Genomic DNA, 9,115 nt, shown 5'->3' with positions numbered 1-9,115 from the left:
CGGCGCTTTTACTATCGCGATATCGAAGCCTTCATCATTCGTCGCACTGCCGGGCGGCAGATCGCGAACTGGGTGCTTGGCGTCTTGCTATTGCTGACAGCAGGACCCCTGATCGCGGCCTATTTCTCAGAGCGCAATGTCGGCGTCCTCTACTCGGCGATCGGCGCGACGTTGTTTTGGGGCCTGTTCGTCGTCATCAACACCGCCCGCGGCGGGACCTGCCAGACGCACATTCGCACCGCGGCCCAGGTTGAACAATTGCCGAGTCTCGCCCGCATTCCCGCGGCGCGCAAAGCGCTCGCGCGGCTGCAGCCCCTCATCATCGCCGCTCAAGGCCAGGCCACTCCCGAGGAACTGGCCGCCGCCCCGTGGATCGCCTTGGAAAGAACGCGGTAGGCGGAACGGAGATTACACCCGCATCCAGACCAGCCACGCCCAGTTCGCCAGGATGGTGGCGATCACGCTATAACGGACGATGCGGCCCACGCGGGCTGGGATGACGTCGAAACGCAGGCGCGGCAGACGAAAGGCGAGGACGGTCGCCGCGTAGAGATCGTAGAGGACGACCCCGCCGTAGCCGAGGAAGGCGAGGGGATTGGTGCCGGCGGCGGCCCACCAATCGTGGTGAAACGTGTAGCGCAGGCAGCGTGTGACGCCGCAGGTGGGGCACGGGAGGCCGGTCAGCCGATGGAAAGCACAACCGGGGATAGGCATGGCAAAATACAACCAACCCCATGCTCCCACGAGCGAACAGAGGGACACCGCGAGCCAGAGCAATTCGTGATCGATCTCACCCGGACGCAAGCGCCGCCAGTTCACGGGTGCGCCCTAATGATGAGAAGAGCCGGCCGCGAATCCCGCACCCAAGGCGGCCATCATGACAAAAATGAAAACCACACAGCACAATAAAAGGGGGAGGAGCACGGCCAGCACGGCGCGCCCCGTGGTGATCTCATGCGCCTTACTGATGCCGATGCACATCGAGACGACGCCCCAGATCCAACCCGCGAGTCCACCGCAGACCGGGATGAGATACAGCGCCGCCGCCGAGCCCTTGACATAGCAATAGGTGCGATAGGTCGTTTCGAACGGCTGCGTGGCACCCTGGCAGAGCATCAGCGAGAGATGAAGAATACCCGCGCCGATGAAGGAACTGAGGGCCAGCACCACCGGTAAAAATATCGCCCAGCCGATATAAAACCCCGCGCCAAATACCATGGGGAAAGCCGGGTTCTCGCCATTGGCAGTAGGAAAGCGAAGATTACTGAACGAGAAGAGATACTGGTAGAGGAGTGCAACGACGGAGGTCGCCCACGTGGTGCTGATGAGATAACCCAAGGGCGCACCTAGCCCACCCTCGCGGCGCATTTTTTCAAAGGTCACGGCAGGCTCGATGAGCGCGCCCCGAATCGTCTGCCAGATAGCGGGGAAAAAGCCGAGGATGTGGCGCTGCTCCCAAGGGGGGCCGTCGCGGCCGATGTCCGAACTGGGCAGGGTGCCGGTCTGCAGCACGCCCTGGAGCACGCCCGGCTTGGCTGCGGCGGAGTAAGGCTTGCCGTCGAGATAGACGATCTCTTCCGGTGGAAAGTAGCGGCCTGTGGCCGTGCAACGGATATAACCCGGGGGGGCATCTGCCGCCGCGCCGGTGGGACGGGCTTCCTTCAGCGCCGTCCAGTTCGCCATGCCTTCCTTCCACACGAGCGTGTTTTCGTTGATCGTTCCAGCGGCGAGCAGAGCGTCGAGCTCGCTGTCGGAGACCGGTCCCTGGCGTTGATCCCCCTGTGCGTAATACCAGTTCATGTTGTCCTTGTTCTGTGGTGGTGGGTCTTTTACTTTCCGCCGCACGCGGCGAAAGGCCGCAGTGAAGATGAATCCCACCTGCGAGTAAAACGAAAACGCATGTCCACTGCCTCCCCGGTTGAGTCTGGATCCCTGACGTGTCCCGCGTGCGGCGCCGCGCTCGGGCCGCATGGGCTGGATGCGGCGCAAGAGGGTGTCTGCCCGGCCTGCCGCGCGGGCCTGCGCGGCCAGGTATTCCCCGTGTGGTGGACTCCCGTGAAGAGCGCTTCGACCTTCGAACGCGCCATGGAAGGAGAAGCGGTCTGCTTCTTCCACCCGGCCAATCGTGCCGTGCTCCCCTGCGATACCTGCGGCCGCTTCCTCTGCTCGATCTGCGATCTCCCGGTCGGCTCGCGGCACTTGTGTCCGGTGTGCCTGAGCAAGGGCTTGGGCAAGGAAAAGCTGCCTGAGATCATCCCGCGCCGCTTCCTCTGGTCGCGCACGGCGCTCTGGCTGGGGGCGGTGCCGCTCATTTTGTCGATCGCGATTTGGCCGGTCCTCTTCATCAGCGGCGGGGCGGCGGTGATCATCGCGCTCGTTGGCTGGAGTCGACCGGGTAGTCTCGTGCGCGGGCGGCAGCGTTGGGCGGCCGTCCTGGGCGTGGTGCTGGGGTTGCTTCAGGTGGGCGTGTGGTTCGGTTTCATTTTCCTGATCTCCTACGCGAGTCGGCATTCCAAATGAGCACTGCGACGCCCGCGTATCGTAAAATTCCCGGTGGCGGTTTTTCGTGGAAAGGCCATGGCAGGCTCTGGCTGGCGGAGGATCATTTGCTGGAGGTCACCTCGATCCTCGTCCTCGAACAGTACCGCCGCTTCTTTTTCCAGGAGGCCCGCGCCTTCGTCGTGCAGCGCACGAATTTGCGTCTCATCTGGGGCTGGATCCTGGGTGGCGCGGGTGCCGTCCTCGGGCTCGTGGCCGGCAGCGCCTTGTGGGTCGCGCTGGCCAATAGCACGGAAGACTGGCACATCGCCTTTTATTTCGCCGCGGGTCCGTTCGGCGTGGGCGCGTTGTTTTTCCTCACGCTGTGGGTGATCAACCTGTTGCTCGGGCCCACCTGCCGCTGCCATCTCCTCACCTCCACCGGCTGGCATGCGCTCTCCGCGCCTACGCGGATGGGCCCTGCGGGCCGTGCGCAGGCCCAGATCGTTTCCATCATCCAAACCGCCCAAGGGCCGGCGCCGACGCCCGAAGCGGCGGTCACACCATGAGGGCCGGGCTCCAGCTACAACGTTGCCTCAATCACGCCGGGCGCGAAGCCATCGCCCGCTGCCCGTCGTGCGGATTCTATTTCTGCCGCGAGTGCATCACCGAGCACGACGAGCGCATCCTTTGCGCGGCCTGCCTCAAGAAACAGACGCCCCAAGCCGAGCGCCCGCGCCGAAATTTCGCGCCGCTGGTCCGCACCACGGCGGCCTTGTGCGGACTGCTCACGGCGTGGTTTTTCTTTTACATCATCGGGCGCGTGCTGCTGGCCACGCCCACGCAGTTTCACGAGGCTGCGGTGTGGAAGGACAAGGTGAAGGATGAAATGCAGAAGGACGACGTACCATGAGCCGCCGGGCCGTCAATCGCGAGGGACCGTCGCCGCTGGAGTGGATCGAAAGCGCCGTGCGTCTGCTGCGCTCCGCGCCGCCGGGTGCGCTGCTCTGCTATTATTTTGGCAGCGCCACCTGCCTGCTCGGGCTGCTCTATTTCTGGGCGGACATGAGCCGCGGCGCCTTTGCGGCCGGGCACTTGATCGAGTCGGCGTTCAATGCCGCCGCGCTCTACGTCTGGATGAAATGCTGGCAGGCCGTCTTCCTCAGCAAACTTCGCGCGCATCTTTTTATGGTGCCGGAGACGCCGTGGACGCTGGGGCGGATCACGCGGCTCGTGCTGGTCCAGGCCACGTTTCAACCGGCCGGACTTTTCCTGCGCCTCATCGCCGCGAACGTCTTGATTCCCTATATCTGGACCTACTCGCTGTTCATGGGCATCGCCATCATGGGCGATGGCACGGAGCCGAGTTTGCGGGTCGTGCTGCGCGGCGCGGTGCGCGAAGCCGGGCTGTGGTGGCGCGAGACCCACCTGGCACTGCTCAGCCTCTTCGGCTTTGCCTTTTTCATCTGCCTTAACGTGAATGTCGTGTGCGCCCTGTTGCCGCTGATGCTGCGCACGTTTCTGGGCATCGAGACCGTCTTCACGCGCGACGGCTGGACGATGTTCAATACCACCTTTTTCGCCGCCACGTTTGCCGCGACCTATCTTTGTTTCGATCCCCTGCGCAAGGCGGTTTTCCTCGTGCGCCATTTCCACGGCCAGTCGCTTCAGTCGGGGGAAGACCTGCGCGTGGAATTGAGGACGCTGCGCAGCCGGTCGCGGCTCGCCGTGGCGGCGCTGCTCGTCGCGGCCACCTTGCTCGGCGGCCCCATGAATACCCTGCGCGCCGCGGAAGCGCCCGCGGCCCCGCCGCCTGCGGCCCAGGTCGATTCTTCCCAGCTCAGCTCTTCGCTCGATCGCGTGTTGGAGCGGCGCGAGTACGCCTGGCGCTTCCCGCGCACCGAGCAGCCGGAGGCCGAGGAAAAAGGCTGGTTGTCCGGTTTCCTCGACAGCGTCGTCAAGACGTTCGCCCGCTGGTTCAAGCGCATGGCGGGGTGGATGGAGAAGTTCGTCGACTGGCTGAAGCATTTGTGGGATTCCGAGCCGGAGAAGGAAAGCAAAGCGCCGCTCAATCTCGACTGGGGCACCATCGCGAAGGGCACCCTGGTCATTCTCGCCGTGGTGCTGGTCGTCCTGCTCGGAATGTTGTTTTGGCGGGCGCGCAAACGGCAGCGCGAAATCGTCGTCGCCGAAGCCGCCGTGCCCATGCCCGATCTCAATGAGGAAAGCGTGACCGCCGACCAGCTCCCCGAGGACGGCTGGCTGCACCTCGGGCGCGAACTCATGGCCAAGGGTGAACTGCGCCTCGCCCTGCGGGCCTTCTATCTCGCCTCGCTGGCCCACCTCGGGCAGCGCGAACTCATCCGTCTGGAGCGTTACAAATCGAACCACGACTACGATCGCGAATTGCAGCGCCGCGCGCGCGGCAATGGGACGCTGCTTGCGGCCTTCGACGAAAATCTGCTGGCCTTCGAGCGCGGCTGGTACGGCGATCACGCCGTCACGCCCGTGACGCTCGACGGTTTCTCGCGCAACGTGGAAAGGATGAAGGCATGCTGAGGCGGCCGCTGCTCCGGATGTTCCTCGCGGTGGCGCTGGCCGTGGCCTTTGTCTGGGGCCTCGCGCAGCTCTTCGTGCTGCGTTACCAGGTGGGTGACATTTATCCGCCGTACTCCTCGCTGCGCGCCGATCCGCTGGGTACCAAGGCGCTGGCCACCGCGCTGGACGAATTGCCCAATGTCGAAGTGCGCCGCAATTTCAAGCCGCTGCCCAAGCTGCACCCGGACGGCCCGGTCACGCTGGTCTACGCCGGCGTGGGCCACCAGGCCTCCTGGACGAGCCAGGAACTGCTCGCCTTCGACACGCTGGTCTTGAATGGCTCCCGGGCCGTCTTCACCTTTTTCCCCGTCGAGACTCCCCCCACCGAGAACGAGGAGAAACGGGCCAAGGCGGAGGAGCGCCGGAAGAAAAAGGAAAAGATCGATGCCGAGAGCGGCAACGAAAAAAAGAAGGATGCGGCTGACGAAAAGAAGTCCCCGGAGTCGGATAAAAAGGGCGCCACGCGCGATTGGAAAAAGACGAAGGACAAGAAATCGACTGGCGCCGACGAGGGGGAACCCGCAGCCTTCATCGACTTCGCCGAGGTCGCGAAACGCTTGGGCTTTAACTTCGGCTATCTGCCCGAGGAGAAGGGCAAGTCCTACTACCGGCACGCCGCGCTCATCGAACCGGGCGGGCACATGGAGTCGGACATTTCGTGGCACAGCGCGCTCTACTTCCGCGACCTCAAGCCGCCATGGAAAGTGCTCTACATGTGCGGCACCATGCCGGTGATCATCGAGCGCCAGTTTGGCCACGGCAGCATCGTCCTGGTGGCGGATTCGTTTCTGGTCAGCAACGAGGCTTTGCGCGGCGAACGGCATCCGCAATTGCTCTCGCGGCTGTTCGCCGGGCCGCCGACCGTCATCTTCGACGAGGAGCACAATAACCTCCGCGAAAATCCCGGGATCGCCTCGCTGGCGCGCAAGTACCGGCTGCACGGCGTCATCGCCGGGCTGGCGTTGCTCGCGCTCTTCTTCGTGTGGAAGAACATGGTGCGCTTCATCCCGGCCTACGCCCCCTCGACCGGCGAGGGCAATGTGGTCGCCGGCCGGGACTCGGGCGAGGGCTTCATCAACCTGCTGCACCGTTCGATCAGCCCCTCCGCGGTTTTCGGAGTCTGCGTGGCCGAATGGCGCAAGAGCTTCCGCGGTCGCCCCCGCGAACAGGCCCGGGTCGACGTTATCCTCGCCCAGGAAGAAGTGCGTCCCGTCCGCGAACGCAACCCCCTCGAGACCTACCGCACCATCAGCCGGGCCATCGCCCGCAAAATCTGAGCCTCATTTTCACCCGACCCTTTACCACCCAACCCCATGCCCACCGACATCGCACCCATCCAGGACGTCCTCAATCGCGCGCGCGCCGAAGTGCGCAAAGTCATCATCGGCCAGGAGGACGTGATCGACAAGGCGCTCATCGCCATCTTCACCGGTCATCACGCGCTCATCGAGGGCGTGCCCGGCGTGGCCAAGACGCTGCTCGTGCGCACGCTGGCCTGCGTCCTCGGGGGCGATTTCAACCGCATCCAGTTCACGCCCGATCTCATGCCCGCGGACATCACGGGCACGAACATCTTCAACCTGCAGCGCAACGAATTCACCCTCATCAAGGGTCCGGTTTTCACCACCTTCCTGCTCGCCGATGAAATCAATCGCGCGCCGGCCAAGACGCAGTCCGCGCTGCTCCAGGCGATGCAGGAGCGCAAGGTGAGCATCGACCGCGACACCCACGAGCTGTCGCCGAATTTCACGGTTTTCGCGACGCAAAACCCCGTGGAGTACGAGGGCACCTACCCGCTGCCCGAGGCGCAGAAAGACCGCTTCATGCTCAAGGTGCTGATGAAAACGCCCGACCGGGCCAGCGAACTGGAACTCGCCCAGCGCATGCTCGGCTCCAACTCGCCCGAGGAAGCGCTCGCCGCCGGTGCGGTGAAGCCGGTGATCACCGCGGAAGACCTCACCGCGCTGCGCCGTTCACTCGAGCACGTCACCGTGCGCGACGAGCTCGTGTCCTACGTCGTCGATGTCGTCCGGGCCACCCGCGAAAACGACAGCGTGCTCGTCGGCTCCGGCCCGCGCGCCACGCAAGCGCTGCTCCTTTCCAGCCGGGCCAACGCCGCCTTGGCGGGCCGCGATTTCGTCACGCCGGACGACGTGAAGTCGCTCACCGAATCGGTGCTCGGCCACCGCCTCGTGCTGCGGCCCGAGTACGAAATCGAAGGCGTCACCGTCACCGAAGTCATCGGCAAAATCCTCGAGCAAGTCGCCGTCCCGCGTTGAGGAAACGATGAATGGCCAAGCCGGAATGATGCGGATGAAAAACCACGAAGACACAAAGACACGAAGAAAACAAATGACGCATTCGCAGGAATGCTCATTCCCCTTCGTGCCTTCGTGTCTTCGTGGTGCAACTCCGAGCCCGCGCCTTCAGACGTCATGATCGTCCCCCGCACCCGTTTGCTTCTTTGGATCGCGCTAATCGTCCTGCCGTTTGCGGCGGTAGGCGCGACCATTCCGGGTGCGTATTTGATTGCGGCGGTGTTTGTCGGCGGGCTGTTCGCCGCGGTGCTGGTCGATGCGTTTCTGGTCTTCGGGCAGTTGACTGGCGTGCGCGTGCAATTGCCCGAAATCGTGCGCCTGCAGAAGGACCGTCCCGGCGTGCTGGAGGTGCGGATTCACAATGACTCGCTGGCCGCGCGCCTGCTCCGCATCGGCTTTGCCTTCCCCCGCGAGATCGTGCCGGAGATGGACGATCGCACGATCATGCTCCCGGCGAATGCCGCGCTGTCCCGCCTCGACTGGCCGGCCACGCCGAACCGCCGCGGCCAGTATTTCCTGGAGCACGCCTATCTCGAGGCGGTTTCGCCGCTGGGCTTCTGGGCGATCCGGGCGAGCCAGCCCGCGCGCTCGGAGCTGCGCGTCTATCCCAACCTCTTCGACGAGCGGAAAAACGTCGCCGCGCTCTTCCTGCGCCGCGGACAACTCGGCATCCACGCGCATCGCATGGCGGGGCAGGGGCGCGATTTTGAAAAGCTCCGCGAGTACGTCTCGGGCGACAGCTACGATGAAATCCACTGGAAAGCCTCAGCCAAGCGCGGGCATCCGGTGACGAAAGTCTTCCAGATCGAACGCACCCAGGAAGTCTACGTCATCGTGGATGCCTCGCGGCTCACCGCGCGCGAGATCGATCTCCCGGGTTCGCGCACCACGGCGCTGGAGCGTTTCGTCACGGCCGCGCTCATCCTCGGGCTGGCGGCGGAGCAGCAGGGCGACCAGTTCGGGCTCATCACTTTCAGCGATCGCGTCCTGAGCTTCGTGCGCGCGAAAAGCGGACAGGCGCACTACGACGCCTGCCGCGACCAACTCTACACGCTCCACCCGCAGAGCGTGACCCCGGACTTCGATGAACTCTGCTCCTTCATCCGCCTGCGCCTGCGCAAACGCGCCCTCCTCATCTTTCTCACGGCGCTCGATGATCCGATGCTCGCCGACAATTTCGCCAGGGCCAGCGAACTCATCTCGCGACAGCACCTCATCCTCGTGGACATGCTCCAGCCCGTCGGCGCCAATCCGCTTTTCTCCGACGAAAACGTGTCCAGCGTCGACGACCTCTACCGCCGCCTCGGCGGCCACTTGCAGTGGAATCGGTTGCGCGAGCTGGAGAACGTCCTGCGCCGCCGCGGCGTGCGCCTTTCGCAGCTCGACCCCGCCAAACTCGCCGCCCAATTGATCGCCCAGCACGCCGACGTCAAACGCCGCCAACTCCTCTGAGCCATGATCATCGACCTGCCCCGCTTCATCGACACCGAGCGCCCGACCTGGACCGAGCTCGAGAAAGTGCTCAATCGCCTGGATGAAAACCCCACCCGGGTCATGCCGCTCGAGGAGGTGCAGCGTTTCCATCTGCTCTACCAAAAAGTCTCCGCCGACCTCGGGCGCGTCGCGACCTTCGCCTCCGAGCCCGACCTGCGCCGCTACCTCGAATTGCTCACCGCGCGCGCCTACGCGGAAATCCACGAGTCGCGCGGCCGCGGCCGCCG

At 64.4% G+C, this 9,115-nt stretch carries 10 protein-coding genes and 1 pseudogene; 9 read left to right on the top strand and 2 right to left on the bottom strand.

Annotated elements, in window-relative coordinates:
• Window positions 1-396, top strand: a 396-nt coding sequence (locus ABJF10_RS26030) for a hypothetical protein (RefSeq protein ID WP_348547545.1), incomplete at its 5' end; no start/stop codon positions are given.
• A gap of 12 nt (window positions 397-408) precedes the next feature.
• On the opposite strand, the gene ABJF10_RS26025 is transcribed toward ABJF10_RS26030, so the two are convergent.
• The gene (locus ABJF10_RS26025) at window positions 409-819 is read right to left on the bottom strand and encodes a DUF2752 domain-containing protein (protein ID WP_348547544.1); all 411 of its coding nucleotides are present in this window, start codon (window positions 817-819) and stop codon (window positions 409-411) included.
• Between the two features lie 9 nt (window positions 820-828).
• Window positions 829-1,800, bottom strand: coding sequence for a GYF domain-containing protein (locus tag ABJF10_RS26020; RefSeq protein ID WP_348547543.1), 972 nt, complete (start codon window positions 1,798-1,800; stop codon window positions 829-831).
• Window positions 1,801-1,899: 99 nt separating this feature from the next.
• On the opposite strand from ABJF10_RS26020, the gene ABJF10_RS26015 reads away from it, so the two are divergent.
• The 8 genes and pseudogenes from ABJF10_RS26015 to ABJF10_RS25980 all read left to right on the top strand — a co-directional run.
• Window positions 1,900-2,520 carry a hypothetical protein gene (locus ABJF10_RS26015; RefSeq protein ID WP_348547542.1) on the top strand — a complete coding sequence of 207 codons (621 nt, stop codon included), beginning with the start codon at window positions 1,900-1,902 and terminating at the stop codon, window positions 2,518-2,520.
• The gene (locus tag ABJF10_RS26010) at window positions 2,517-3,047 is read left to right on the top strand and encodes a hypothetical protein (protein WP_348547541.1); all 531 of its coding nucleotides are present in this window, start codon (window positions 2,517-2,519) and stop codon (window positions 3,045-3,047) included. Before ABJF10_RS26015 ends, ABJF10_RS26010 begins: the two co-directional genes overlap by 4 nt.
• Window positions 3,044-3,391, top strand: a complete 348-nt coding sequence (locus tag ABJF10_RS26005; protein WP_348547540.1) for a rhomboid family protein — start codon at window positions 3,044-3,046, stop codon at window positions 3,389-3,391. The genes ABJF10_RS26010 and ABJF10_RS26005 overlap by 4 nt, the downstream gene beginning before the upstream one ends.
• Window positions 3,388-5,037 carry a hypothetical protein gene (locus ABJF10_RS26000; protein ID WP_348547539.1) on the top strand — a complete coding sequence of 550 codons (1,650 nt, stop codon included), beginning with the start codon at window positions 3,388-3,390 and terminating at the stop codon, window positions 5,035-5,037. Before ABJF10_RS26005 ends, ABJF10_RS26000 begins: the two co-directional genes overlap by 4 nt.
• Window positions 5,031-6,353 carry a DUF4350 domain-containing protein gene (locus ABJF10_RS25995; RefSeq protein ID WP_348547538.1) on the top strand — a complete coding sequence of 441 codons (1,323 nt, stop codon included), beginning with the start codon at window positions 5,031-5,033 and terminating at the stop codon, window positions 6,351-6,353. Before ABJF10_RS26000 ends, ABJF10_RS25995 begins: the two co-directional genes overlap by 7 nt.
• Before the next feature lie 36 nt (window positions 6,354-6,389).
• Window positions 6,390-7,355 (top strand): MoxR family ATPase, encoded by a 966-nt coding sequence (locus ABJF10_RS25990; RefSeq protein WP_348547537.1) that lies wholly within the window; start codon window positions 6,390-6,392, stop codon window positions 7,353-7,355.
• Between the two features lie 156 nt (window positions 7,356-7,511).
• Window positions 7,512-8,846, top strand: coding sequence for a DUF58 domain-containing protein (locus ABJF10_RS25985; RefSeq protein ID WP_348547536.1), 1,335 nt, complete (start codon window positions 7,512-7,514; stop codon window positions 8,844-8,846).
• Between the two features lie 3 nt (window positions 8,847-8,849).
• Window positions 8,850-9,115: pseudogene (locus tag ABJF10_RS25980) on the top strand (stage II sporulation protein M); the annotation flags it as partial.

The organism is Chthoniobacter sp. (genome assembly GCF_040003245.1).
Taxonomy (GTDB): domain Bacteria; phylum Verrucomicrobiota; class Verrucomicrobiia; order Chthoniobacterales; family Chthoniobacteraceae; genus Chthoniobacter.
Note: the sequence above shows the minus strand (reverse complement) of the source record. Positions and strands in the feature narration are given on the sequence as shown.

Excerpts from the sequence above, each read along its gene's own strand:
- ABJF10_RS26020 (WP_348547543.1), bottom strand. The coding sequence starts at position 1,800 with ATGAACTGGTATTACGCACAGGGGGATCAACGCCAGGGACCGGTCTCC.
- ABJF10_RS26015 (WP_348547542.1), top strand. The coding sequence starts at position 1,900 with ATGTCCACTGCCTCCCCGGTTGAGTCTGGATCCCTGACGTGTCCCGCG.
- ABJF10_RS26010 (WP_348547541.1), top strand. The coding sequence starts at position 2,517 with ATGAGCACTGCGACGCCCGCGTATCGTAAAATTCCCGGTGGCGGTTTT.
- ABJF10_RS26005 (WP_348547540.1), top strand. The coding sequence starts at position 3,044 with ATGAGGGCCGGGCTCCAGCTACAACGTTGCCTCAATCACGCCGGGCGC.
- ABJF10_RS26000 (WP_348547539.1), top strand. The coding sequence starts at position 3,388 with ATGAGCCGCCGGGCCGTCAATCGCGAGGGACCGTCGCCGCTGGAGTGG.
- ABJF10_RS25995 (WP_348547538.1), top strand. The coding sequence starts at position 5,031 with ATGCTGAGGCGGCCGCTGCTCCGGATGTTCCTCGCGGTGGCGCTGGCC.
- ABJF10_RS25990 (WP_348547537.1), top strand. The coding sequence starts at position 6,390 with ATGCCCACCGACATCGCACCCATCCAGGACGTCCTCAATCGCGCGCGC.
- ABJF10_RS25985 (WP_348547536.1), top strand. The coding sequence starts at position 7,512 with ATGATCGTCCCCCGCACCCGTTTGCTTCTTTGGATCGCGCTAATCGTC.